General features: G+C 67.0%; 21 protein-coding genes. 10 read left to right on the top strand and 11 right to left on the bottom strand.

Translation table 11 applies throughout. From position 1 onward, the window contains the following. Window positions 1–52 precede the first annotated feature (52 nt). Window positions 53–781, bottom strand: a complete 729-nt coding sequence (locus ACP3TD_RS17230; RefSeq protein ID WP_426764193.1) for a DUF72 domain-containing protein — start codon at window positions 779–781, stop codon at window positions 53–55. Window positions 782–851: 70 nt separating this feature from the next. Between ACP3TD_RS17230 and ACP3TD_RS17225 the strand changes: the two genes are divergently transcribed. The 3 genes from ACP3TD_RS17225 (at window position 852) to ACP3TD_RS17215 (ending at window position 3,785) form a co-directional block, all read left to right on the top strand. Further along, entirely contained in the window at window positions 852–2,660 is a 1,809-nt protein-coding gene (locus ACP3TD_RS17225; RefSeq protein ID WP_426764192.1) for a glycoside hydrolase family 15 protein, read from the top strand. Between the two features lie 118 nt (window positions 2,661–2,778). Next, window positions 2,779–3,069 carry a hypothetical protein gene (locus tag ACP3TD_RS17220; RefSeq protein WP_056078112.1) on the top strand — a complete coding sequence of 97 codons (291 nt, stop codon included), beginning with the start codon at window positions 2,779–2,781 and terminating at the stop codon, window positions 3,067–3,069. Between the two features lie 14 nt (window positions 3,070–3,083). Continuing rightward, on the top strand, window positions 3,084–3,785 hold the full coding sequence (locus tag ACP3TD_RS17215) for an HAD family hydrolase (RefSeq protein ID WP_426764190.1): 702 nt from the start codon (window positions 3,084–3,086) through the stop codon (window positions 3,783–3,785). Here the strand turns inward: ACP3TD_RS17215 and ACP3TD_RS17210 are convergent. Continuing rightward, complete coding sequence (locus ACP3TD_RS17210) at window positions 3,782–3,928, bottom strand: hypothetical protein (RefSeq protein ID WP_426764189.1); 147 nt, start codon at window positions 3,926–3,928, stop codon at window positions 3,782–3,784. The two genes, ACP3TD_RS17215 and ACP3TD_RS17210, sit on opposite strands and share 4 nt — an antisense overlap. A gap of 139 nt (window positions 3,929–4,067) precedes the next feature. On the opposite strand from ACP3TD_RS17210, the gene ACP3TD_RS17205 reads away from it, so the two are divergent. Then, window positions 4,068–5,249, top strand: coding sequence for a zinc-dependent alcohol dehydrogenase (locus ACP3TD_RS17205; protein ID WP_426764188.1), 1,182 nt, complete (start codon window positions 4,068–4,070; stop codon window positions 5,247–5,249). A 19-nt stretch (window positions 5,250–5,268) separates the two neighbouring features. Here ACP3TD_RS17205 and ACP3TD_RS17200 read toward each other — a convergent pair whose 3' ends face one another. The 5 genes from ACP3TD_RS17200 to ACP3TD_RS17180 form a co-directional block, all read right to left on the bottom strand. Then, window positions 5,269–6,423, bottom strand: a complete 1,155-nt coding sequence (locus ACP3TD_RS17200) for a serine hydrolase domain-containing protein (protein WP_426764187.1) — start codon at window positions 6,421–6,423, stop codon at window positions 5,269–5,271. 94 nt (window positions 6,424–6,517) lie between these two features. After that, window positions 6,518–7,330, bottom strand: coding sequence for a bifunctional allantoicase/(S)-ureidoglycine aminohydrolase (locus tag ACP3TD_RS17195; RefSeq protein WP_426764186.1), 813 nt, complete (start codon window positions 7,328–7,330; stop codon window positions 6,518–6,520). Continuing rightward, window positions 7,323–8,621, bottom strand: a complete 1,299-nt coding sequence (locus tag ACP3TD_RS17190; RefSeq protein WP_426764185.1) for a DUF6986 family protein — start codon at window positions 8,619–8,621, stop codon at window positions 7,323–7,325. The genes ACP3TD_RS17195 and ACP3TD_RS17190 overlap by 8 nt, the downstream gene beginning before the upstream one ends. A 3-nt stretch (window positions 8,622–8,624) precedes the next feature. After that, window positions 8,625–10,223: a malate synthase A gene (gene aceB, locus ACP3TD_RS17185; protein WP_426764184.1), complete on the bottom strand. Its 1,599-nt coding sequence runs from the start codon at window positions 10,221–10,223 to the stop codon at window positions 8,625–8,627. A gap of 50 nt (window positions 10,224–10,273) precedes the next feature. Continuing rightward, a complete protein-coding gene (locus ACP3TD_RS17180; protein WP_426764183.1) occupies window positions 10,274–11,719 on the bottom strand; it encodes an NAD-dependent malic enzyme in 1,446 nt (481 codons plus the stop codon). 243 nt (window positions 11,720–11,962) lie between these two features. On the opposite strand from ACP3TD_RS17180, the gene ACP3TD_RS17175 reads away from it, so the two are divergent. Next, on the top strand, window positions 11,963–12,718 hold the full coding sequence (locus ACP3TD_RS17175; protein WP_426764182.1) for an IclR family transcriptional regulator: 756 nt from the start codon (window positions 11,963–11,965) through the stop codon (window positions 12,716–12,718). An 84-nt stretch (window positions 12,719–12,802) separates the two neighbouring features. On the opposite strand, the gene ACP3TD_RS17170 is transcribed toward ACP3TD_RS17175, so the two are convergent. Together ACP3TD_RS17170 and pucL are read right to left on the bottom strand one after the other, a co-directional pair. Further along, complete coding sequence (locus ACP3TD_RS17170; RefSeq protein WP_426764181.1) at window positions 12,803–14,308, bottom strand: nucleobase:cation symporter-2 family protein; 1,506 nt, start codon at window positions 14,306–14,308, stop codon at window positions 12,803–12,805. Between the two features lie 135 nt (window positions 14,309–14,443). After that, complete coding sequence (pucL, locus tag ACP3TD_RS17165; protein WP_426764180.1) at window positions 14,444–15,352, bottom strand: factor-independent urate hydroxylase; 909 nt, start codon at window positions 15,350–15,352, stop codon at window positions 14,444–14,446. A 356-nt stretch (window positions 15,353–15,708) separates the two neighbouring features. On the opposite strand from pucL, the gene ACP3TD_RS17160 reads away from it, so the two are divergent. Next, window positions 15,709–15,894 carry a hypothetical protein gene (locus ACP3TD_RS17160; RefSeq protein ID WP_426764179.1) on the top strand — a complete coding sequence of 62 codons (186 nt, stop codon included), beginning with the start codon at window positions 15,709–15,711 and terminating at the stop codon, window positions 15,892–15,894. Here ACP3TD_RS17160 and ligD read toward each other — a convergent pair. Further along, the gene (gene ligD, locus ACP3TD_RS17155; RefSeq protein WP_426764178.1) at window positions 15,891–17,135 is read right to left on the bottom strand and encodes a non-homologous end-joining DNA ligase; all 1,245 of its coding nucleotides are present in this window, start codon (window positions 17,133–17,135) and stop codon (window positions 15,891–15,893) included. The two genes, ACP3TD_RS17160 and ligD, sit on opposite strands and share 4 nt — an antisense overlap. Window positions 17,136–17,166: 31 nt before the next feature. After that, a complete protein-coding gene (locus tag ACP3TD_RS17150) occupies window positions 17,167–18,552 on the bottom strand; it encodes an 8-oxoguanine deaminase (RefSeq protein ID WP_426764177.1) in 1,386 nt (461 codons plus the stop codon). Window positions 18,553–18,971: 419 nt separating this feature from the next. On the opposite strand from ACP3TD_RS17150, the gene ACP3TD_RS17145 reads away from it, so the two are divergent. The 4 genes from ACP3TD_RS17145 (at window position 18,972) to ACP3TD_RS17130 (ending at window position 23,339) form a co-directional block, all read left to right on the top strand. After that, window positions 18,972–19,466 carry a nucleoside deaminase gene (locus ACP3TD_RS17145; protein WP_045732180.1) on the top strand — a complete coding sequence of 165 codons (495 nt, stop codon included), beginning with the start codon at window positions 18,972–18,974 and terminating at the stop codon, window positions 19,464–19,466. Between the two features lie 6 nt (window positions 19,467–19,472). After that, window positions 19,473–21,047: an NCS2 family permease gene (locus tag ACP3TD_RS17140; protein ID WP_426764176.1), complete on the top strand. Its 1,575-nt coding sequence runs from the start codon at window positions 19,473–19,475 to the stop codon at window positions 21,045–21,047. Window positions 21,048–21,144: 97 nt separating this feature from the next. Then, complete coding sequence (locus ACP3TD_RS17135) at window positions 21,145–22,413, top strand: XdhC family protein (RefSeq protein ID WP_426764175.1); 1,269 nt, start codon at window positions 21,145–21,147, stop codon at window positions 22,411–22,413. Further along, on the top strand, window positions 22,404–23,339 hold the full coding sequence (locus ACP3TD_RS17130; RefSeq protein ID WP_426764174.1) for an FAD binding domain-containing protein: 936 nt from the start codon (window positions 22,404–22,406) through the stop codon (window positions 23,337–23,339). The genes ACP3TD_RS17135 and ACP3TD_RS17130 overlap by 10 nt, the downstream gene beginning before the upstream one ends.

The following is a 23,339-nucleotide window of genomic DNA, read 5'->3' as shown; positions in this document are numbered from 1 at the left end:
CACAGGGCAGCAGCCTGTGTGGCGGCGCGCGGGCCGGCGGCACAGTATGACGTCAGGCGCCCAGGATGGCGCGCAGGGTCCGGGCGTTGCGCACCGCGTGCCCGCCGCCGTCGTTATTGAAATACGCGTACACGTCCAGCCCGTTGGCTGCCCAGCCGCGGATCCTCTCCGCCCACCAGTGGAGGTCGTCGTCCGAATAGGAGCCGGCGTAGAGGTGCTGGTGGTCAGGCCCGTGCAGCCGGACGTAGGTGAACGGGGCAGTGGTCTGGAGCAGGCACGGCAGATTGGCTCCGCTCATGATGCAGTAGGCGGCGCCGTGCCGCTCGAGAATGGCCAGGACTTCCGGACAGTTCCAGGTGGGATGGCGGAATTCCACCGTGACCCGGATCCATTCCGGCACGGCGGCCAGGAAGTAATCCAGCCGGGCGTCGTCCCGCTCCAGCTGCGGCGGAAGCTGGACCAGGAGTACCGCCCGCTTGTCCCCGAGTTCGTGCCAGCAACGGGCAATCCGGTCCACCCAGACTTCGGGCTGGTACAGCTTCCGCGCGTGCGTCAGGCCACGCGGAGCCTTGACGGACATGCTGAAGCCCGGGGGCAGCCGGCGGTTCCAGCCGGCAAAGGTGGTGTCCCGGGGCCAGCGGTAGAAGCTGGCGTTCAGCTCCACGGTGCTGAACTGCGCGACGTAGTGGGCCAGCCGGTCCTTCGCCGGCAAACCGGGCGGGTACAGGACGTTCTCCCAGTGGTCATAGCTCCAGCCTGAGGTGCCGATATGGACTGCCACCCCTGCAGGCTACACCGGGTCCCCTGTCAGTTGCCCGGAACGGGGAGCGCGTTTGTGGCAGGGTAAGGTCATGGCGCGAATCGAAGATTATGCGGTGGTAGGCGACCTTCAGACCGGTGCGTTGATCAGCAAAGAAGGTTCCATCGACTGGTTGTGCCTTCCCAAGTTCGACTCTCCGGCCTGCTTCAGTGCGCTGCTTGACACACCCGATGCCGGCCGCTGGCTGCTGGCACCCGAAAGCGGCGGCCCGTGCACCCGGCGCGGATACCGGGACGGCAGCCTGATCCTGGAAACCGAATGGGACACCCCCGACGGAACGGTGCGCGTCATCGACTTCATGCCGCCGCGTGACTCCGTGGCGGACATCGTGCGGATCGTCGAGGGCGTCAGCGGCACCGTGAAAATGCACTGCGAGCTGGTCCTGCGCTTCGACTACGGCCACATCGTTCCGTGGGTACGCCGGGACAAGCACGGCCTGCACGCCATCGCCGGGCCGGACGCTGCTTACTTCGTGACGCCGGCGGAGGTGCACGGCGAGAACATGCACACGGTGGGCGACTTCACCGTCAGCGCCGGGGAACGCATCCCGTTCGTCCTCACGTGGGCTCCCAGCCACGTGGGCCGTCCGCACCCGGTGGACGCAGAAAAGGTCCTTGACACCACCTTCGCCTTCTGGCGCGGCTGGACCACCCAGTGCACGGTGCAGGGCGAATACCAGGACGCGGTGGTGCGCTCGCTGGTAACCCTCAAGGCGCTGACCTACGCACCAACGGGCGGCATCGTGGCTGCCGTGACCACCTCCCTGCCCGAACAGCCCGGTGGTCCCCGCAACTGGGATTACCGGTACTGCTGGCTGCGGGACGCCACCATGACGCTGCAGGCGCTCCTGGCCGCCGGCTACACCGCCGAAGCGGCGGCCTGGCGGGAATGGCTGCTGCGTGCGGTGGCCGGGGATCCCGCTGACCTGCAGATCATGTACGGCATCCATGGCGAGCGGCGCCTGCCCGAGCTTGAGCTGCCCTGGCTCAGGGGATACGAGAACTCGACGCCCGTGCGGATCGGCAACGCGGCAGCCGAGCAGCTCCAGCTGGACGTGTGGGGCGAGGTGCTGGACTGCCTGGCGCTGACCCGCAATTCACTGCTGAAGCATCCGGACGATTCGTGGGACCTGCAGTGCGCCCTGATGACGCACCTGGAAACCATCTGGGACCAGCCGGACAACGGGCTGTGGGAAATGCGCGGCCCCCGCCGGCACTTCACCCACTCGAAGGTGATGGCGTGGGTTGCCGCCGACCGGATGGTGAAGGGCGTCAGGGAGTCCGGGCTGCCGGGGCCGGTGGAGCGGTGGGAGGCGTTGCGTGACACCATCCACCGGGACGTGATGGCCAACGGATTCGACGCGGAACGCAACACCTTCGTACAGTCCTACGGCAGCCCGGAGCTTGACGCCAGCCTGCTGCTGATTCCGCGCGTGGGCTTCCTGCCGCCGGACGATCCCCGCGTCATCGGGACCATCGAGGCGATCCAGCGCGAGCTGACCGAGGACGGGTTCGTGCTGCGCTACCGTCCGGAAAAAAGCGACGACGGCCTGCCGGGGAGCGAGGGCGTCTTCCTCGCGTGCTCGTTCTGGCTGGTGGAGGCGCTGCTCGGCGCGGGGCGGCACGAGGAGTCGCGCGGACTGTTCGAGAGGCTCCTGGAACTGCGCAATGACGTGGGGCTCCTGAGCGAGGAATGGGCAGTCCGCGCGGGCCGGCAGCTGGGCAACACCCCGCAGGCTTTCAGCCACTTTGCCCTTGTGACTAGCGCTTTGGAGCTGCATCAGGATACCGTTCGGCGGAGTGACACCCCTATCCCGCCGGAGTCGGCGGGGCGGCGCTGAGGCGGTGCCGGTACGGGGCTGAACTTTCCCTTCGCAGAATAGATAAGTAGACTTACTAACACCTCATGGAGTGCTCCACAAGCACAATGCGGTGACTGACGGAGGAGGAGTGATTCGCATGGCCGGGTATTTTGAGCTCGTTGATGCCCCTGACGGTGGCTACAGGGTCAGGATGATGGACGGGGCGGGGCACCTGATGGCAATCTCGGTGACCTTCCCAACGAAGCGGGCGGCGGTGGCTGGAGTGGCCATGGCCCGTGAAATTGCAGGAACAGGGCTCATTCGCGATAAAAGCCTGGACGGTGCCGGGACGGTGATCAGGGAACGGGTCCGGCCGGTGGCAACGCCCAAGGAAGAAGCTGCCCGGCACAAGAAGGCCCCGGAGGCCAGGCGGGCCGCGGTGGGCTGATGGGCGAGCAGGACATGCCCCCTTCGCCAAGCGGAACACGCCGCCGGGGTGTTCTCTTTGACGTTGACGGAACGCTGATCGATTCGTCGTACCTCCATACCGTTTCCTGGTGGGGCGCCTTCCGCCAGTTCGGCTACGACATTCCCATGGCCTCCATCCACTATCTCGTGGGCATGGGCGGGGACCGGCTGGTTGACACCCTGCTGCCCGTGGACCGGGACCGCAGCGCCGATGCGGACATCATGGACAGCCATGGCGCACTGTATGGCGCCCACTGGCCCTCGCTGCGTGCTTTTGACGGTTCGAAGGACCTGCTGGCCCAGTGCCATGCCGGTGGCCTCGCCGTCGCCCTGGCCTCATCCGCCCGGGAAAAAGACCTGCAGGTCATGAAGGGAATCCTTGACGCTGACGCGTTCATCGATGCCGCCACCAGCTCCAAGGACGCTGAGGAGAGCAAGCCTGCCCCGGACATCCTGGCTGCTGCCCTCGAAGCGATAGACGTAGAGCCTGCCGATGCTGTCTTCGTTGGAGACGCGGTCTGGGACATGAAGGCCGCGGCCGCGCTTGGCATCCCCGCGGTGGGTGTCACCTGCGGCGGAATCAGCGCCGATGTGCTCCGGGAAGCCGGCGCGGTGGACGTCTACGAGGGCCCTGCCGACCTGTTGCGGAACCTGGCCGGCAGCGCCATCGGGAAGCTGCTGAACCGCGGCAGCTAGCCCGGGGTTTTCATGGACGAGCCGTCTGTCGCGTCCTTCCCGGTGCCGTTGCAGGCGGATTTGACCCAGGGCACGGCCACCTTCACGGAACCGTCGCCGTTCCTTTCGACGTCCGTCACGACGACGGCCAGGCTGGCTCCCATGTCCGCAATCCGGGTCCGGTAGCTGGCCGACAAGTATCGGGACTCCAGGAAATAATCAGCATGCTTACTTTTTGCCCGAAAATTCGATAGCGTCGAATGAAGGGCGCACGGCCCGGACTGCGAGGAAAAGGAGAACACCGTGAAAGCACTGACCTGGCAAGGAAAACGATCAGTCAGCGTCGAAGAAGTACCCGACCCCGTGATCCAGGAGCCCACCGATGCGATCGTGCGCATCACCTCCACTGCGATCTGCGGGTCCGACCTGCACCTGTACGAGGTCCTGGGACCCTACATGCACAAGGGCGACGTCATCGGCCACGAACCCATGGGCATCGTTGAAGAAGTGGGAAGCGCCGTCACCAACCTGCGCAAGGGTGACCGCGTAGTGATCCCGTTCAACATCTCCTGCGGCTCCTGCTACATGTGCAAGCAAGGGCTGCAGTCGCAATGCGAAACCACCCAGGTCAAGGAAAAGGGCTCCGGAGCAGCCCTCTTCGGCTACTCAGAACTGTACGGCTCAGTGCCGGGCGGGCAGGCCGAGTACCTCCGCGTCCCGCACGCGGATTACGGACCCGTCAAGGTGGGGACCGAACTGCCGGACGAGCGGTACCTATTCCTTTCCGACATCCTGCCCACGGCCTGGCAGGCGGTGGAGTACGCGGACGTGCAGCCCGGCGGCACCCTCGCAGTGCTGGGGCTCGGGCCGGTGGGCCAGTTCGCCGCCCGCATCGGCGTCCAGCGCGGCTTCAACGTGGTGGGCGTGGACCCCGTCCCGGAACGCCGCGCCATGGCGGCCCGGCACGGCGTGGACACGTTCGACTACAGCAAGTCCCTCGGGGACGAACTGCGGGAAAAGACGGCCGGAAGGGGCCCTGACGCGGTGGTGGACGCCGTCGGAATGGAAGCCCATGGCTCCCCGGTGGCCGGATTCGCGCACCAGGCACTCGGACTGCTGCCGGACAAACTGGCACAGAAGGCCATGGAGACCGCCGGCGTTGACCGCCTCGCCGCACTGCACACGGCTATCGATGCCGTCCGGCGCGGCGGAACGCTGTCCCTCAGCGGAGTTTACGGCGGCCAGGCCAGCCCCATGCCGCTGCTGACCATGTTCGACAAGCAGATCCAGGTGCGGATGGGCCAGTGCAACGTGCGGCGGTGGACGGACGACATCCTCCCGCTGGTGGAGGACGACGCCGATCCGCTGGGCGTCATGGACCTCGTCACCCACCGCTCGGGCCTGGACGGGGCACCGGCACTCTACGAGAAGTTCCAGAAGAAGGAAGACGGCTGCATCAAGGTTGTCCTCAACCCGGGCGCCTGAGCCGCAGCACGAACGACGCTCAGCACAGGTGGTTGAGCGCGTCCTGGGACACGTCCGTCAGCTCGGAAATCAACGGGTTGACACCCAGGGTAGGCGGTTCGGGGGGATAAGCCACCGCCATGGCCAGCCGGGTCTTGCCGTCCTCGCTGGCCATGGCAATGGTTCCGTAGCCGTCGGTATCGCCGGACAGGCCGTAGTAGAAGCGGTTGTTGCAGGTGTTGTTCCAGCGGCGCAGCGCAAAGCCGTAGTACTGCAGATAACCGCCCTTCATGGCCGTCACGCTGTCCGGCGGGAGCAGTTCCCCCGTCAGGAGCGCGGCGTAGAACCGGTTCACTTCCGGGAGGGTCGAAACTGCTCCGGACGAGGGAGCCTCCGCCTGCCATTCGGGCATGCTGGCATCCAGCCGCGCGCCGCCCACCGTGACGTAGCCATGGACCATACCTGGAAGGCCCGGCCCGCCCAGCCGGGTTGCAGCCAGGCCCAGCGGACGCGCTATGTCCGTGTCCAGGACCTGTGCGATGTCATGGCCGCGGAGCCGTTCCACGATCAAGGCCAGCGCCGCATAGTCGGTCCGTGAGTAGTTGAAGATCCGTGCCAGCCGCGGCTCCCATGGGACGGTGGCCGCCAGAGCCAGTTGCTGTTCGAGGCTGACCTTCCGGACCGTGACCTGTTCCCAGGGACCGGATGCCAGCAGGGGATCGGTGAAGTCGGGCAGCCCCGATTCATGGGTCAAAAGCTGGCGAACACTGACGGGGCTGGGCAGATGCAGGACGCTCCCGAATTCCGGCAGGTAGCGGCTCGCGGGGTCGTCAAGGCCGAGTTTTCCTTCCGCCACCAGCTTTAGCACGGATACCGCCACGAATGATTCGGTGATGCCGCCTACCCGGACGGGGTCGGACGCCGTTGCGGGTTCGCGGGTCTCAAGGCTTCGCACTCCGGCCGCGTGCGTCCAGTCCTTGCCTCCGTACCGGACGTCGATCAGGACGGCGGGTGCGCCCTCGCCGATCATGTGGTCGCTGAAGGCTTCCAGGAGGGCGAAGGCGGCAGCCCTGTCCGGGTCCGTCGGCATGGGGGCCGGCGGGCGGGGTTCGCCGGTGCAGCCGGCAGCTGCGATGAGGGCCGTGCACAGGGCAGCAACCGCCCGTATCCATCCGCCGACCCGGCGCGCACCCATGGACCCATTTTCCCTCCAACTGGGTAGCAGCACATGTCCTTTTGGGGGCCCAAAACGGGCATGTGCTGCTACTGGGTTGGGAGGTGGCAGGTGCTTAGGTGAGGCGCACCTGGCGGTTCATGTCCTTGTAGAGCAGGTAGCGGAATTCGCCGGGTCCGCCGGCGTAGCATGCCTGCGGGCAGAAGGCGCGCAGCCACATGAAGTCGCCGGCCTCCACCTCCACCCAGTCGTTGTTGAGCAGGTACATGGCCTTGCCCTCCAGGACGTACAGGCCGTGCTCCATGACGTGGGTTTCGGGGAAGGGGATGACGCCGCCGGGCTGGAACGTCACGATGTTCACCTGCATGTCGTGCGCCAGGTCGCTGGAGTCGGTGAACCGGGTGGTCTTCCAGGCGTCGTTGGTGTCCGGCATGGACGTCGGCTGGACGTCCTTTTCGTTGGTGACGAAGGACTTGGCTTCGAAGCCTTCCAGCCGTTCGTAGGCTTTGCGGATCCAGTGGAAGGACACGACGTCGTCCGACACGTTCTCGAGGCCCCATTCCGCGCCGGCAGCAAGGTACGCGTAGCCGCCCTCCTCGAGCTGGTGCAGTTCGCCGTCAAGGGTGAGGTTGACCTGCCCGCGGGTCACGAAGACGACGCCCTCGACGCCGGCTTCGAACTCGGCCTTGGGTGCGCCGCCGCCGGGGCCGATCTCCACGATCAGCTGGGAGAACGTGGTGGCGAAGCCCGAGATGGGGCGGGCGATGATCCAGGAGCGGGTGTTCGCGAAGCCCGGCAGGTTGGACGTGACGATGTCCGTCATGACGCCCTTGGGGATCACGGTGTAGGCCTCGGTGACGATGGCCCGTTCGGTGGTCAGGTGCGTCTGCGGGGGCAGGCCGCCGGTGGGGGAGTAGTACTTACCCATGGAGGAGATCCTTTGCTGAGGTGGTGGAAGTGGCGAGCCGCGGGTGCGCCAGTGCGGTGAGCTGGGGAATCCCGACGCCGGCCAGCGCCTGGACTTCCTCGGCACCTACGGCGCCGCACTGGACGCCGCGGAGGACGAAGGCGGCCAGGGCACGGGCGGTGGCGGGCTCGTCCATGACGCCGCCTTCGGTGCGTTCGACATAGTTGCGGAGGCGGGCTGCGGCAGCCGGGAGGCCTTCGCGGTAGAAGGCATAGGTGGCGGCGAACCTGCTGGGCAGCTGGGCGGGGTGCAGGTCCCACCCCTGGTAGTAGCCGCGTTCCAGGGACCGGCGGACCAGCCGTCCGTGCAGCCGCCAGGCGTTCTCCACGTTGTCGCCCACCGGAATGATGTTGGTGGACCCGTCGGAGAGCCGGATGCCGGTGCCGGCAACGGCCAGCTGCATGACTTCCTTGGCGAAATCGGCCACGGGGTGCTCCATGGACTGGTATTCGGCGGAGATCTGCAGCGACGCGGAGTAGTCATAGGTGCCGTAGTGGAGCCCGCTGATGCGGCCCGGGACGGCATGCGGCAGCTGCGCCACCGCCGAGGTGCCGTCCGGGCCCAGGATCAGCTGGGGTGTTTCCACCTGGACCTCGAAGCGCAGCCGCCCGGCGGGCAGCGAATGGACTTCCTCCAGCCGGGATACTGCGTAGTCCATGGCCCGGACCTGGTCCACGGTAGTGACCTTGGGCAGGGTCAGGACCAGTCCCTCCGGCAGCTCACCGGCAGCGGCGAGTCCGGACACGAACAGGTCCAGGGTTCGCAGGCCGCGGGCCCGGGTAGCCGCTTCGAAGCATTTGAAGCGGATGCCGATGAACGGGGGAGCGGACCCGGCGGCGACGGCCTGGGCCACCGCGGAAGCCGCGGCAACAGCGGCGGCGTCCTCGGCGTCGTCGCCCCTGTCCCCAAAGCCGTCCTCGAAGTCCAGGCGCAGGTCCTCGATGGGTTCGCTGGCGAGCTTGGCTTCGACCCGTGCGGCCACAGCCTCGGCGAGGCCCGGTTCCTGCCCCAGGAGCCGGCCCAGCGTGCCGTAGCCGCCGTGCGCGTCCACGGTGGCCCGGGCCTCGGCGCCCCACTGGGCAGCGAACGACGGCGTGAACCGGTCCGCGGGTACGTACACCGTGTGTACGGGCTGGCGGGAGCCGTCGTCGCCGGGGTAGTTCTGCTCGAGCAGCCGGTCGGTGGCGGCCAGTTGCCCGTCGATGGACGCGAGGTCTCCCGCGGACAGCGAGGGTTTGGGTGTTGCGGCCATGGCTCAGCCCACCAGTTCGTAGGCGGGGGTGGTGAGGAAGTCCGTGTAGCCGTCCGAGAGGCAGATGTCAGCGATCAGGTCGCTGGCCGGCTGGTAGTACCGGCTGAACGCTTCGTCGCCCACTTCGGTGCGGAGCCGTTCGGTTTCCTCGCCCAGGATCCGCTCCACCAGGTCCTTGGTGACGGTGTTGCCGGTGTCGGCGAGGACGGACTTGTTGCGGATCTGCTGCCAGACCTGCGAACGGGAGATCTCCGCGGTGGCGGCGTCCTCCATGAGGTTGTGGATGGCAACTGCACCGTTTCCGGACAGCCACACGGCCGTGTAGGCCACCGCAACGTACAGGTTCAGGCGCAGCCCGGCCTCGGTGACCTGGCCCTCGGCGGAGGAGACGTCCAGCAGCTCGGCCGCGGTGACCGAAACTTCTGGGCGCTGCCGGTCCACCTGGTTCGGCTTGTCGCCGAGCACGGAATCGAACACCTCACGGCAGGTGGACACCAGGTCCGGGTGAGCAACCCAGGAGCCGTCGAACCCGTCGTTGGCTTCACGGGTCTTGTCCGCCCGGACCTTTTCGAAGGCCGCTGCGGTGACCTCCGGGTGGCGGCGGTTGGGGATGACGGCGGCCATGCCGCCCATGGCGAAGGCACCGCGGCGGTGGCAGGTCTTGACCAGCAGCTCGGTGTAGGCGCGCATGAAGGGCGCGGTCATGGCCACGGAGGCACGGTCCGGCAGGACGAACTCCTCACCGGCGTCACGGAAGTACTTGATGATGCTGAACAGGTAGTCCCAGCGGCCGGCGTTCAGGCCCGAGGCGTGGTCCCGCAGCTCGTAGAGGATTTCGTCCATCTCGAACGCGGCCGGGATGGTCTCGATCAGTACCGTGGCGCGGATGGTGCCCTGGTGCAGTCCGAGGAAGTCCTGGGCGAATACGAACACGTCGTTCCACAGCCGGGCCTCGAGGTGGCTTTCCATCTTCGGCAGGTAGTAGTACGGGCCCTGCCCGTTCAGCACCAGCTGCTTGGCGACGTGGAAGAAGTGCAGGCCGAAGTCCACCAGTGCGCCCACGGCCGGTTCGCCGTTGATCAGCAGGTGCTTTTCCTGCATGTGCCAACCACGTGGGCGGGCCACCACAACGGCGAGCGGCGCGTCGGTGCGGAGCTTGTATTCCTTGCCCTCGTCCGAGGTGAAGCTGAGCGTGCCCTGGGCGGCGTCGCGGAGGTTCAGGATGGCGTCGATGACGTTGCCCCAGGTGGGTGTGCTGGCGTCCTCAAGGTCCGCCAGCCACACCTTGGCGCCCGAGTTCAGCGCATTGATGGCCATCTTTGCCGGCGAGGCAGGTCCTGTCATCTCCACGCGGCGGTCCTGCAGGGCCGCAGGCGCGGGCGCGACCTTCCAGTCGCCGTCGCGCACGTCCTGCGTCTCCGGCAGGAAGTCCAGCTTGCCGGTGTCGGCCACGCGCTGCCGCTTGGCGGAACGGGCCGCCAGCAGCTCGTTGCGGGTGCCGGCGAACCGGTTGTGCAGTTCCTCCACGAACGCCAGCGCCTTGGGGGTGAGGATCTCCTCCGCGCGGTTGATCGGCAGGGGATCTGTGACAGTGATGGCCATTTCTGGTCCTTTCCTTAGGCTGAAGACTTGTGCTGAAGTCAGGCGGTGAATCAGGCGTTGGCCAGGGCGGCTTCCGGTTCCGTTTGCTCCGACGCTGCGGCGGTTGCCACGTTGGCGGCGTGCGCTGCGGCGGCAACGGCTGAGGCAACATCGGCGGCCACATGGGGATCGAAGACGCTGGGGATAATGTAGCTGGCATTGAGCTCATCGTCAGCTACCCGATTGGCGATGGCTTCCGCGGCGGCCACCAGCATTTCGGGCGTGATGTCCGAGGCTCCGGCGTCCAGCAGGCCCCGGAAGAAGCCGGGGAAGGCCAGCACGTTGTTGATCTGGTTGGGGAAGTCGCTGCGCCCGGTGGCCACCACTGCCGCGTGCTTGGCGGCGATGACGGGGTCAATTTCCGGCGTGGGGTTCGCCATGGCGAACACGATCGCATCCCCGGCCATGGAGGCCACCTGCTCTTCACCGATGACGTGCGGGGCGCTGACGCCGATGAAGACGTCCGCGCCGACGAGGGCCTCGTGCAGGGTGCCGGAGAAGCCTTCCTCATTGGTGTTTGCGGCAATCCAGCTGCGGTGTTCGTCGCTGTAGGTTTCGCCGGAGTGGATGGCACCGGAGCGGCCGGCGGCGACGATATGTTCTGCGCCCTGGGCCTTCAGGAGCTGGATGATGGCCGAGCCCGCGGCGCCGACGCCGGAGACGACGATCCTGACCTCGGACAGCTTCTTGCCCACCACGCGCAGCGCGTTGACCAGGGCTGCGAGGGTGACGATGGCGGTGCCGTGCTGGTCGTCGTGGAACACCGGAATGTCCAGTTCCTCGCGGAGGCGGTTCTCGATCTCGAAGCAGCGCGGTGCGGCGATGTCCTCAAGGTTGATGCCGCCGTACACCGGGGCCATGGCTTTGGCGATCATGATGATTTCTTCGGTGTCCTGGGTGTCCAGGCAGACCGGCCAGGCGTCCACGTTGGCGAACTGCTTGAACAGGGCTGCCTTCCCTTCCATGACGGGGAGGGCGGCGGCGGGGCCGATGTTGCCCAGGCCCAGGACGGCGGAACCGTCCGTGAGGACGGCGATGGTGTTGCGCTTGACCGTCAGGTTGCGGGCCGCGGCGGGGTCTTCGGCAATGGCCAGGCAGACACGGGCGACGCCGGGGGTGTAGGCACGCGAGAGATCGTCGCGGTTGCGCAGGGCTACCTTGGGGACCACCTCGAGCTTGCCGCCGAGGTGCATCAGGAAGGTGCGGTCCGAGACGTGCTGGACCGTGACGCCGTCGAGCGCGTTCAGGGCGTCCTTGACGCGGGCGGCGTGTTCGTCGTCGGTGGTGTTGCAGGTGACGTCCACAACGAGGGTCTCGTGGTGGGACTCGCTGACGTCCAGGGCGGTGATGGCGGCGCCCGCCGCACCCACTGCGGCGGCGAGCTCGCTCGTGGCGCTGAAGCTGGATGGCGCTTCGACGCGCAGGGTGATCGAGTTTCCGGGGCTGGGGTTCGCCATTGAATGTCCTCCTGTTGGGGCCGTGCATCGGCCTGTTCCGGTAAGCCTGTTCTCTACGAATGTTTTCGTATTATGGATATTATTATCTGCAAGATGGAAATACAAGCCCTCCGAATGCGACTGGAAGAGCTGGGTGCAGACGCGTCCCCGCAACTCCGCGCTTGATGTATGTTGGGTGTTCTAAGCACTCTTTTCACGATGTGGATAAGAGTTGTCGGATTCCGAGCCGTAGGAGACAACGGAATGGCAGAAAAAGCGTCCGGTGGCGTGCAGTCGGTAGAGCGCGTCTTTGAACTGCTGGAGCTGATCACTGATGCCGGCGGCGACGTTACGCTGAGCGAGCTGTCCTCGTCCACCGACCTGCCGCTGCCCACTATCCACCGCCTGCTGCGGACCCTGGTGTCGCTGGGCTACATCCGCCAGCTGCCCAACCGCCGCTACGCCCTGGGTCCGCGGCTGATCCGGCTCGGCGAAGGCGCCAACAAGCAGCTTGGTGCGGTGGCCCGTCCCCAGCTGAAGGCCCTGGTGGACCAGCTCGGCGAGACGTCCAACATGGCTGTGCTGGATTCGGACATGGTCATCTACGTGGCCCAGGTTCCCTCGCTGCACTCGATGCGGATGTTCACCGAGGTGGGCCGGCGCGCCCATACCCATGCCACCGGCGTGGGCAAGGCCATCCTGGCCCAGCTCGACGACGAAACCGTCCGCGGCATCGTTGCCCGCGCAGGGATGCCCACACCCACGGTGAAGAGCATCGGTGACGTCGAGGAACTCCTGGCCGACCTTATGCTGATCCGGGAACGTGGCTACTCCATCGACGAAGAGGAACAGGAACTGGGCGTCCGCTGCTTCGCCATGGCCGTCCCCAACGCCCCCACGCCCACGGCGATCTCCGTCTCCGGGCCGGTGTCCCGGGTGGACGAGCACTTCGCGGACAAAGCCGTGCCGGTCCTCCGCCAGGCGGCCGAGACCATCTCCCGCGAGCTGAACCGCACCTGACAGGCCTAGAACCTAAAACTACCCACGACGGCGGCCCGCACCTTTGGCGGAAGGTGCGGGCCGCCGTCGTTGGCTGCGTCTTTGCTAATGCTCTGATGCCTTTTGGGCTGACTCGACGCGGACTTCCTTGCCGTCGCAGTCGAGGAGTTTGCCGCCCTCGAAGCGGTCGCCGTCCACCAGGCACTTGATGTCCTGTTCCTGCACTACGCGTTCGGTGCCGGCCACAAAGACGGACTGGTTGTCCGAGTTGCCGGCCTTGAGGTGGTTGAACAGCAGGTTCAGCAGGATTGCCATGACCGCTGCCGAGCTGATGCCGGAGTGGAAGATGGTGCTGAACCAGGACGGGAAGCGGTCGTAGAACGACGGTGCGGCAATGGGGATCATGCCGAACCCGATGGACGCTGCCACCACGATCAGGTTCATGTTGTTCTTGTACTCCACCTTGGAGAGCGTACGGATGCCGCTGGCGGCCACGGTGCCGAAGAGGACCACTCCGGCGCCGCCCAGGACGGGTGTGGGGACGGCTGCGACAACCCGGCCCAGGACCGGAAGCAGGCCGAGGATCACCAGGATCAGGCCGCCGGCGCTGACCACGAAGCGGCTCTTCACACCGGTGATGGCCACCAGGCCCACGTTCTGGGCGAACGCGCTCTGCGTGAAGGAGTTGAACAGCGGGGAGATGGCGCTGGAGAGCATGTCCGCGCGGAGGCCGTTGCCGATCCGCTTGGAGTCCACCTTGGTGCCCACGATTTCGCCTACGGCGATGATGTCCGCTGACGTTTCGGTCAGGGTGACCAGGATGACGATCAGCATCGAGATGATGGCCGCGATCTCGAAAGTGGGCGGGCCGAAGGCGAACGGGGTGGGGAAGGCGACGATCTCGCCCTGGCCCACCTTGGAGAAGTCCGCCATCCCGAACGCGAAGGCAATGCCGGTGCCGAGCACCATGGCCAGGAGGATCGAAAGCCGGGAGATGGCCGCGCTGCCCACCTTGCTCAGGAGCAGGACGATGCCCATGGTGGCAGCGGCAAGGCCGATGTTGGCCATGCTGCCGTAGTTGTCCGCCTTGCTGTTGCCGCCCATGGCCCAGTTGGCGGCCACGGGCATCAGGGTCAGGCCGATGGTGGTGATCACGGTACCGGTCACCACGGGCGGGAAGAAGCGGATGATCTTCGAAAACAGCGGGGTGATCAGCAGGCCGATGAGCGAGGCCGCGATGACCGATCCGAACACGGCCTGGATGCCGCCGCCGCCGTGGACGATCGCCACCATGGTGGAGACGCCTGCGAAGGATACGCCCTGGACCAGGGGAAGCTGGGATCCGAAGAACGGGACGCCGATGGTCTGGAGGATGGTGGCGAGGCCACCGACAAAGAGGCAGGCCGCAATAAGCAGGCCGATGTCCTGCGAGGACATGCCGGCCGCGGCACCGATGATCAGGGGAGGGGCGATGATGCCGCCGTACATGGTGAGGACGTGCTGGAAGCCGTAGGCGAACGTGCTTCCCAGCGGGAGCCGCTGGTCTTCCGGGCGGCCTGGCTGGACGTTGTGTCCGGCGGCTGCGGCGGCCGGTTTCTTCTTGGTGTTCATGGCAGACTTTCTTGGTTCATGGCAGACGTCATCGTCTGGCTAACGTTGTCTGGCTAACAGGTGAAGCTGTGGGGTGGTGTGGACGGGTTCAACCACCGGGGGCCGGGCCCGTCCACACCAGAAAGCGGGCAGGCTTTAGCAGAAGCCGGCGATGCCGGACCAGGCTGCGGGTGCTGCGGTTGCGTCGTCACGCTGGACGGTGGCCTCGATCAGGCCGTACGGGCGGTCGGCTGCGAAGAATACTTCATTGGGGTTGTCCAGCCCGAAGGGGGACAGGTCCACCAGGAAGTGGTGCTTGTTGGGCATGGAGAACTTGATCTCGTCGATCTCGCTGTGGGCCTCCAGGACCTTGGTGCCCATGTCGAACAGGGTCTGCTGCAGGGCGTGGGAGTACTTCTCGGTGAATCCTTCGAGCAGGAGGCCCTTGACGTCTTCGTAGCTCTTGTTGAAGTCAAGGGTGCTGAAATCGGTGCCGGTCTTGAAGCGCCAGCGGGCCGAGACGTCCGTGGCGAGGATGCGGTCAGTGGTTTCCGGGAGGGTGGTGTAGCGGTCCCGGGGGTAGCCGACGAAGCCTGATTCAGTGGATTTCAGGACGGTCAGGTCCTTGAGCCCCGAAACGAGGTGGCTGGTGGCGCCGTCGCGGACCAGGACGGCGGTGCGGACTTCCTGGCCGTTGCGGACGAACGAGTGGTCGTGTTCGCTGCCGTGGGCCTGGATGCGGTTCCAGGAGTAGGACTCGGCTTCCCAGCGGCCGCCGCTGACCCAGTCGAAGCTGGAGGTGAAGTGCTCGCCGAGGCGCAGCAGGAATGCTTCCGGGGAGCCGATGCCATCGCGGGCGAAGGCGTAGATGGTGTTCTTCTGGGTGTCCGTGGCCACCACGTGGGCGTTGTCGCCCTCCAGGTGGGCCGCGGAGAAGTCGCCGCGCAGCTGCGAGGTGACGTTCAGGTCTTCGATCTCGTGGCGGTTGGTGTCCCTGGTGATCTTGACGACGCGGACTTCGGCCTTGCCGTACTGGTTTTCGCCGAGAATGATCTTGCTGCTCATGGTCTTTTCCCAATCTCCGGTAAGTGGAACCTAGGTTCCATCACTGAAATTAAGCGCGCATTTCAAGCGCGTTTCCGGTGGAGCCGACCCAACAAAAAAGAGCCGGCATCCATTGATGCCAGCTCATTACGACCCTGCCTGCTGCTCCCAGGTTACGTGACCTGCGCCACGAGTTGCCTTACAGCGTACCCCCGCAAACCGGTGGTGTACATCACAAGTTCAAAAATCCGATTGTGACCGGCTGGCCCGTAGCGGCGCCCGCAGGACCATTGACTCAGCGTTGTGGATCCGTCTACTCTTTTCACATAGCAAAAATAAGTTTCCGTAATACGAAATACGAAATCGAGGAGGATCAGATGTACCAGCAGGAGTCACAGGCAGTTGCACCGGCGAACACGGCGGGCCGTACGGTCCCGGAGTTCTACCTCCCCCTCGGCGGCGGGACCGATCCGGACTTCTATGTTCCGGAGGACCGAGTCCACGAACCCAGCCGCTTCTCGCGCTGGATTTCCGCCCTCCCGGGTTTCGGCCGGCAGCGCTAAGCCCCGGGGCGGCCGGACCATTCCTTTCCGGCCCACGGATCGTAGTCCGCAATGAGGTCTTCCTGGCCCGGCCGGTCGGCGTCCGGGACGTGCTGGAGGTTGACCCGCACCCGGTACCAGAGCGAGCTTGAACCCCGCATCCCGTCCACCAGGACGTCTGAGGGCTGCAGGGATTTGACGACGACGGCGTGCCCGGACTTCCATTCCTCCAGCGCCTTGAGCGCCTCCGGCTTGGTTTTGGTGCGTGCCACCTCGATCAGCGGCATCAGGGATTGCCGGCGCCCGGTGCCGTTTGCGCCGCGGGGCGCCTTTTCTGCCGGGCCCAGGTCCTTCGCCAAAGCCAGCAGCCCGTCCAGCGACCCGGCGGCGCCGTCAATGCCCGCGTGCGGATCCCCGATATCCGCGAACCGCTCCAGCACAGTGCGGACCGTGAAGCGTTCCGGCCGGACGGTGCGGACCTCGTCCCAGGTGAGCGGCGTGGACACCCGCGCGTCGGGCAGCGCACGCACCGAGTAGGCCGATGCCACTGTGCGGTCCTTGGCATTCTGGTTGAAGTCCACGAACACGCTCTCGCCGCGTTCCTCCTTCCACCAGCGCGCGGTGGCCAGGCCCGGGGCCCGGTTCTCCACCTCGCGGGCCAGGGTCTCGGCGGCCAGCCGCACATCCTTGTAGGACCACTCCGGCGCAATGCGCACCAGGATATGCAGCCCGCGGGACCCGCTGGTCTTCGGCCAGCCCACCAGTCCCATATCGTCGAGGACCTCCTGCGCCACATAGGCCACGTCCACGATCTGCGACCAGTCCACTCCCGGCATGGGATCCAGGTCCACCCGCAGCTCGTCGGGATGCTCCAGGTCCTCGGCGCGGACCGGGTGCGGGTTCAGGTCCAGGCAGCCGAGGTTCACCACCCAGGCGAGGCCCGCCGCGTCACGGATGACAGCTTCCTCCGCCGACGTCCCGGAGGCGTAGTGCAGCGTGGTGGTGTCGATGAACGGCGGATGGTTTTCCGGGACGCGCTTCTGGAAGAACGGCTCGGCGTCGATGCCCTTCGGGAACCGCTTCAACACCATGGGCCGGCCGCCGGCGCCCCGCAACGCACCCTCCGCGACCGCAAGGTAGTACCGCACCAGGTCCAGCTTGGTCAGCCCCGGCTCGGGGAACACCACTTTGTCCGGGCTCGAGATCCGGACCTCAACACCCTCGATGTCCAGGATCTCGGCCGGCGTCTTTGACGGAGTCATGGCGCCACGCTAGCAGCGGCGCTGATGCCTGTCAGCCGTTGACCAGCCTGCGCGCTGCAGTGGAGTGCTCCGCAATCAGCGCGGGGATGTCCAGGCCGGGGATCCGGCCGTCCACCACGCGCCACTGACCACCCACCATCACCCGGTCGGCCCTGTCGGCCGCGCACAGCAGCAGCGCCGCAATGGGGTCATGGCTGCCGGAGAAGCGGAGGTCGTCCAGCTTGAACAGCGCGAGGTCGGCCTGCATCCCGGGTGCCAGCTGGCCCAGTCCCTTCCGGCCCAGTACCGCCGCAGAGCCCCGTGTGGCCCAGCCGAGCGCGCGCTCCACCGGAACGTCCGCACCGTAGCGGAGGCGCTGCAGGTACAGGGCCTGCCGGGCTTCGAGGATCATGTTGGAGGCATCGTTCGACGCCGAACCGTCCACTCCCAGCCCCACGGGAACGCCCGCGTCCTCCAGTTCCAGGACCCTGGCCGTTCCCGAGGCGAGGCGCATATTGGAGGTGGGGCAGTGCGCGACGGCGGTGCCGGCCGCGCCGAGGCGGGTGATCTCCGGATCGCTGAAGTGGATGCCGTGCCCCAGCCAGGTGCGGTCCGTCAGCCAGCCGACGCTGTCCAGGTAGTCCACGGTCCGCAGCCCGAACCGTTCGCGGCAGAAGTCCTCCTCGTCCAGCGTTTCGGCCAGGTGCGTATGGAGCCGCACATCCAGCCGTTCGGCAAGGGCCGAGCTTTCGGCCATGATTTCCTTGGTCACCGAGAACGGCGAGCACGGGGCCAGGGCGATCTGGATCGCCGCGTCCTCGCCGCGCTCGTGGTACTCCGAGACCAGGCGCTCGCTGTCCGCCAGCACCACCTCCGGATCCTGCACCGTGGACTGGGGCGGCAGGCCGCCGTCGTCAGTCCCCAACGTCATGGAGCCCCGGGTGAGCGTGGCGCGCATGCCCAGCCGGCGCACCGCGGCAACCTCGATGTCGATGGCGTCTTCGAGGCCGGCCGGGAACAGGTAGTGGTGGTCCGCCGCGGTGGTGCAGCCGGACAGCAGCAGCTCGGCCAGGGCAACCGTGGCGGCCAGCTCGAGGTCCTTCGGCGTGAGCCGCGCCCACACCGGGTACAGGTTCTGCAGCCAGGGGAACAACGGGGCGTTGGCCACCGGACCCCACGCGCGCGTCAGCGTTTGGTAGAAGTGGTGGTGCGTGTTGATCAACCCCGGGAGCAGGACGTGGCTGCCGGCGTCGAACGTCTGCGAGCAGGGTGCGGACGGCTGCTGGCCCGCGGCGAGGACCTCCGTGATGACGCCGTTGCTGATGACCAGCCCGCCCGAGGCGTCCAGGGAATTGGCAGTGAAAGCGGCCAGCGGATTCCGGATCCAGAGCCGGGAAGCGGCATCAGGGGCAGCGGAAGCGGGGGAGGGAAGAGTCATGGAAGGCATCCTTGTCTGAGCGGAGTTCTGCACGTTCCAGCTCAGTGAGGCCCTGTCTGCTGATCCAGGTGGCCGGCTGCCAACTGCCATGCGGCGGGGCGGTCCGGGTCCGCACCACCGTAGGGAATGCGGTGACCCGCGTCAATGGCCGCGGAATGTGACCGGCGGCCTGCCGGGGGTGTGAGCACGACGTAACGTGGATTTCACATTGCGAAATTAAATTTCCAGAAACCTATGGCGTGGACCACAAACCGGTGCTAATCTCGATTCTGCCAAAGGCGGGCACCCGAACCCGGGAAGCTATCTACCAGGCGCAACTAAACCTTCACAGCACATGCTGAAGCCTGGTAACCGTTCGCACCTGGTTCCTCTGGTCCTTTGCGCGGCTTCAGGCTTCCCGGCACTAAGGAAGTCGCATCATGAGTACCACCGTCACGGCCGAGCAGTTCCTGGCCCGATCCATCCGGCTGGCAACAGCCAACGTCCTCAACAGTGGCGGGCCCTTCGGCGCCATGATCGTCACCGCGGACGGCAAGACGTTCGACGGCGTCAACCGCGTCACCGCGGACAACGATCCCACCGCCCACGCCGAAGTCACCGCCATCCGCACCGCCTGCCGCGAGCTCGGCACCTTCGACCTCAGCGGCGCCGTCCTCTACACCAGCTGCGAGCCATGCCCCATGTGCCTGGCCTCGGCACTCTGGGCCCGCGTGGAGCGCGTGGTCTTCGCCGCGGACCGCCACGACGCCGCCTCGGTGGGCTTCGACGACGCCGTCTTCTACGAGTACTTCGACAACCAGGACAGGGACTCCCTGATGCCGGTCTCCAAGCTGGAACTGGCCGATCCCCAGGCGCCGGCCCCGCTGGAGCCGTTCAACACCTGGAACACGCTCGAATCCAGGATTGACTACTAGGGCCCGATGGCTGACATGACAATCCTGGACAACTCCTCTGAAAAGCAGGCTGCACTGTTCCCGAATGGAGACAACAGTGCAGAGCCCACAGGGGCACGCGACACGAAAACGGCAACCGGGCGGGGACGGCAAGGAAGCATCCCTCCGGCGCCGAACAACATCCTTGACCGGTTCTTCCACATCACCCGGCGCGGCTCCACCGTGGCCCGCGAGTTCCGCGGCGGCCTGGTCACGTTCTTCACCATGGCGTACATCGTCATCCTGAACCCCCTGATCCTGGGCGGCTTCAGCGCGGACAACGCCCCCGCCGACGTGGCGGGCGGCTGGCTCTCCGCAGCACAGGTGGGGGCCGTCACCGGCCTCACCGCCGGCGTCATGACCATCCTCTTCGGCCTCATCGCCAACCTGCCGTTCGGTCTCGCAGCCGGCCTCGGCATCAACTCCTTCCTGGCCGTCTCCGTGATCCAGGAGGTCACGTGGCCCGAAGCCATGGGCCTGGTGGTGATCAACGGCATCCTGATTGTGCTGTTCGGCGTCACCGGCGCCCGGACCGCCATCTTCCGCGCAGTACCCAAGGAACTTAAGGCCGCCATCACCGTGGGCATCGGCCTGTTCATTGCCTTTATCGGCTTCGTGGACTCCGGCTTCGTCCGGCCCACCGCGGGCGGTCCCCCCGTCCAGCTGGGCGACGGCGGCTCCATCACCTCCATACCCACGCTGGTGTTCGTTGTTGGCCTCCTGGCCATGGGCATCCTGGTGGCACGCAAGGTCCAGGGCGGCCTGCTCATCGGCATCGTCGGCACCACCGTGCTGGCCGCCGTCGTCGAAGCCTTCATGAAGATCGGCCCCGCCAGCGCCACCAACACCGGCGGCTGGCACCTGAACACCCCCGTCCTCTCCGGCCAGCTCGTGTCAGCTCCGGACCTGGGCCTGGTGGGCCAGTTCGACCTCTTCGGCTCGTTCGCCAGGATCGGCGGGCTTGCAGCCACCATGCTGGTCTTCACTCTCGTGTTCACCAACTTCTTCGACGCCATGGGCACCATGACCGGCCTGGCCAAGAGCGCCGGCGTCGCACACAAGGACGGAACGTTCCCGCGGCTCAAGTCCGCCTTCATCGTGGAAGGCTTCGGCGCTGTTGCCGGCGGTGCCACGTCCGGTTCCTCCAACACGGTCTACATCGACTCCGCTGCCGGCATCGGCGAAGGGGCCCGCACCGGCCTGGCCTCCGTGGTCACCGGCGTGCTGTTCCTGGGCTCGATGTTCCTCACACCGCTCACCAGCGTGGTGCCGCTGGAGGTCGCCGCTGCGGCCCTGGTGGTTGTGGGCGCCATGATGATGGCCCAGATCCGCGAGATCAAGTTCACCAAGTTCACGGTGGCGCTGCCGGCATTCCTCACGATCGTGACCATGCCGCTGAGCTACTCGATCGCCAACGGCATCGGCGTGGGCTTCGTCAGCTGGGCCATCATCGGCGCCGCGTCCGGAAAGGCGAAGAAAATCCATCCGCTCATGTGGGTGGTCAGCGCCGGGTTCCTGGTGTACTTCGCCCGCGGGCCCATCAACGCCCTGCTGGGCGGCTGACCCGCCGCGCGCCCGTTCGGCCGCGGCAACCTTCCCCAACCACCTGCTAGGAACGACAATATGGACACCACCGCCGCGCGGAAGAAGGAGCACCACAATGCTTGACCTGATTCCCCTGCTCGGCAGCTGGACGCCCCACCTGGACGGACGGTTTGCCGTGGCCACCATTGTGGGCGCCGGCGGTTCGGTGCCCAGGCCGGTGGGCACCTCCATGCTGGTTGCTGAGTCCGGGGCTGTGCTGGGCAGCCTCTCCGGCGGATGTGTGGAGGGCGCCGTCGTGGCGCTGGCGCAGGAAGCCATGGACGACGACGGCAGCCGCCGGAGGACCTTCGGCTTCAGTTCCACTGACGCCTTCGCCGCCGGGCTCACCTGCGGCGGAGAGCTGGACATCCACGTGGAACCCGTGCCCGCCGCCGTGCCCGGCGGTACTCCGCACCCGCTGCGCGCAGCCCTCATCCAGCTGGTGAGCGCTTTTAGCGGCGAACCCGTTGCCCTGGTGCGGCGCCTGTCTCCGGACGGCGCCGCCGGGGGAGGGGCCGCCGTCGTCCTGCCGGATCCGGCCAGGGCCAGCGCGGCGGCGCCGGAACTCGCGGCGCTGTTGAGTGCCGTGGGACCCGGCCGGGCAGGGACGGAGATCCCTGCCCTCGTACAGTCGCTGCTGCGGGCCGGCGGAGCCGGGCTGGTTCCGCTGGCCGGTCCGGACGGCTGCCTTCCGGACCGGGCGGCGGGCAGCCATGGGAGACCGGCGCTGCTGGTGGAATCCCGGCTGGCTCCGCCGCGGATGATGGTGTTTGGCGCCAACGACTTTGGCGCCGCCCTGGTCCCCGCCGCCAAGCTCCTGGGCTACCACGTGACCCTCGTGGACGCCCGCCCGGCCTTCGCCAACCAGACCCGGTTCGCCGCAGCGGATGCTGTAGTCACGGACTGGCCGCACCGGTACCTGGCGGCCGAGGCAGCGGCGGGCAGGCTGGACAGCCGAACCGTGGCGGCCGTCCTCACCCACGACCCCAAGTTCGATCTTCCGCTCCTCGAAACGGCTCTAGGCCTCGACCTCGCCTACGTGGGGGCCATGGGATCGCGGCGCAGCCACCTGCAGCGCGTCGACGACCTGCTCAGTGCAGGCATCCCCCCCGGCCGGATCGCCCAGCTCCATTCACCCATCGGCCTGGACCTCGGCGCCGTCACCCCGGCGGAGGTGGCCGTGTCCATCACGGCCGAGCTCATCGCCGCCCGGACCCGCGCCGCCACCGGCATTCCGCTCCGGGACCGTTCCGGGCCCATCCACGGGCACCACGCAGACCAGGCTTCGACGGCCGGTCCGTCGGCACCCACCACCCTTTACCAGCAGGAGAACGCATGGACATGAACACCATCGAGGCCGTGGTCCTCACCACAGACCCCGCACAGTGGCGCGACGGCGACGCCTGGCTCGCCGGCGGCACGGTCCTGTTCTCCTACGGCAGCTACGCCTTCGGACCCCGGCCGCTCAGGCGCCTCCTCGACCTCGGCGCAGCAGGCTGGACACCTGTCACCGTCACCGGCGACGGGATCGACCTCGCCGCCACCTGCACCATCGCCGAGCTGTACCGCCTCCCGGAATCCCCGGACGCCTCCGGCCTGCCCTGGCCGGCACTGGACCTGGTCCGGCCGTGCTGCGACTCTTTCGTTGCTTCCTTCAAGGTGTGGAACATGTCCACCGTGGGCGGCAACCTGTGCACCTCACTGCCTGCAGGGCCGGTCATCTCGCTGTGCGCGGGACTGGACGGCATGGCCACCATCGTGGGCCCCGGCGGCACCAGCCGCAGCGTACCCGTCGCCGACTTCGTGACCGGGGACGCGGAAAACTGCCTGGCACCGGGCGAGCTGCTCCGCAGCGTCTACCTCCCGGCGTCGGCCCTGTCATCCCGCACCGCCTTCCGCCGCCTGTCCCTGAGCAACCTGGGCAGGTCCGGGGTACTGCTGATCGGAAGGCTCGACGGCGGCACCGCCCTGGTCCTGACCGTCACCGCAGCCACCAAGCGGCCCGTACAGCTGCGCTTCGACACGATCCCGGACGCCGACCATCTGGCGGCCGCGCTCGAGGATGCCATCCCTGCCGGCCTCTACCACGACGACATCCACGGGCTCCCGGCCTGGCGGCGGGACATGACCTACCGCCTGGCCGAGGAAATCCGTGCCGAACTGGCAGCACCCGAGGGGACAGGAGCGGCGGGCCCCACCGTGTCCGGCGACTTCTGGCCGCCCCGGAGCGCCCCGGCCTCCGGTTCCACAGCACTTCCGAAAGGGGCCTGA

The organism is Pseudarthrobacter sp. 1G09 (assembly GCF_050038305.1).
GTDB lineage: Bacteria > Actinomycetota > Actinomycetes > Actinomycetales > Micrococcaceae > Arthrobacter > Arthrobacter equi.
This window is presented reverse-complemented; position numbering and strand designations above follow the sequence as displayed.

Excerpts from the sequence above, each read along its gene's own strand:
- ACP3TD_RS17170 (WP_426764181.1), bottom strand. The coding sequence starts at position 14,308 with ATGAACACCAAGAAGAAACCGGCCGCCGCAGCCGCCGGACACAACGTC.
- ACP3TD_RS17220 (WP_056078112.1), top strand. The coding sequence starts at position 2,779 with ATGGCCGGGTATTTTGAGCTCGTTGATGCCCCTGACGGTGGCTACAGG.
- ACP3TD_RS17195 (WP_426764186.1), bottom strand. The coding sequence starts at position 7,330 with ATGGGTAAGTACTACTCCCCCACCGGCGGCCTGCCCCCGCAGACGCAC.
- ACP3TD_RS17210 (WP_426764189.1), bottom strand. The coding sequence starts at position 3,928 with ATGGGAGCCAGCCTGGCCGTCGTCGTGACGGACGTCGAAAGGAACGGC.
- ACP3TD_RS17135 (WP_426764175.1), top strand. The coding sequence starts at position 21,145 with ATGCTTGACCTGATTCCCCTGCTCGGCAGCTGGACGCCCCACCTGGAC.
- ACP3TD_RS17180 (WP_426764183.1), bottom strand. The coding sequence starts at position 11,719 with ATGGCGAACCCCAGCCCCGGAAACTCGATCACCCTGCGCGTCGAAGCG.
- ACP3TD_RS17190 (WP_426764185.1), bottom strand. The coding sequence starts at position 8,621 with ATGGCCGCAACACCCAAACCCTCGCTGTCCGCGGGAGACCTCGCGTCC.
- ACP3TD_RS17200 (WP_426764187.1), bottom strand. The coding sequence starts at position 6,423 with ATGGGTGCGCGCCGGGTCGGCGGATGGATACGGGCGGTTGCTGCCCTG.
- ACP3TD_RS17225 (WP_426764192.1), top strand. The coding sequence starts at position 852 with ATGGCGCGAATCGAAGATTATGCGGTGGTAGGCGACCTTCAGACCGGT.
- aceB (WP_426764184.1), bottom strand. The coding sequence starts at position 10,223 with ATGGCCATCACTGTCACAGATCCCCTGCCGATCAACCGCGCGGAGGAG.
- ACP3TD_RS17175 (WP_426764182.1), top strand. The coding sequence starts at position 11,963 with ATGGCAGAAAAAGCGTCCGGTGGCGTGCAGTCGGTAGAGCGCGTCTTT.
- ACP3TD_RS17150 (WP_426764177.1), bottom strand. The coding sequence starts at position 18,552 with ATGACTCTTCCCTCCCCCGCTTCCGCTGCCCCTGATGCCGCTTCCCGG.
- ligD (WP_426764178.1), bottom strand. The coding sequence starts at position 17,135 with ATGACTCCGTCAAAGACGCCGGCCGAGATCCTGGACATCGAGGGTGTT.
- pucL (WP_426764180.1), bottom strand. The coding sequence starts at position 15,352 with ATGAGCAGCAAGATCATTCTCGGCGAAAACCAGTACGGCAAGGCCGAA.
- ACP3TD_RS17130 (WP_426764174.1), top strand. The coding sequence starts at position 22,404 with ATGGACATGAACACCATCGAGGCCGTGGTCCTCACCACAGACCCCGCA.
- ACP3TD_RS17145 (WP_045732180.1), top strand. The coding sequence starts at position 18,972 with ATGAGTACCACCGTCACGGCCGAGCAGTTCCTGGCCCGATCCATCCGG.
- ACP3TD_RS17140 (WP_426764176.1), top strand. The coding sequence starts at position 19,473 with ATGGCTGACATGACAATCCTGGACAACTCCTCTGAAAAGCAGGCTGCA.
- ACP3TD_RS17215 (WP_426764190.1), top strand. The coding sequence starts at position 3,084 with ATGCCCCCTTCGCCAAGCGGAACACGCCGCCGGGGTGTTCTCTTTGAC.
- ACP3TD_RS17160 (WP_426764179.1), top strand. The coding sequence starts at position 15,709 with ATGTACCAGCAGGAGTCACAGGCAGTTGCACCGGCGAACACGGCGGGC.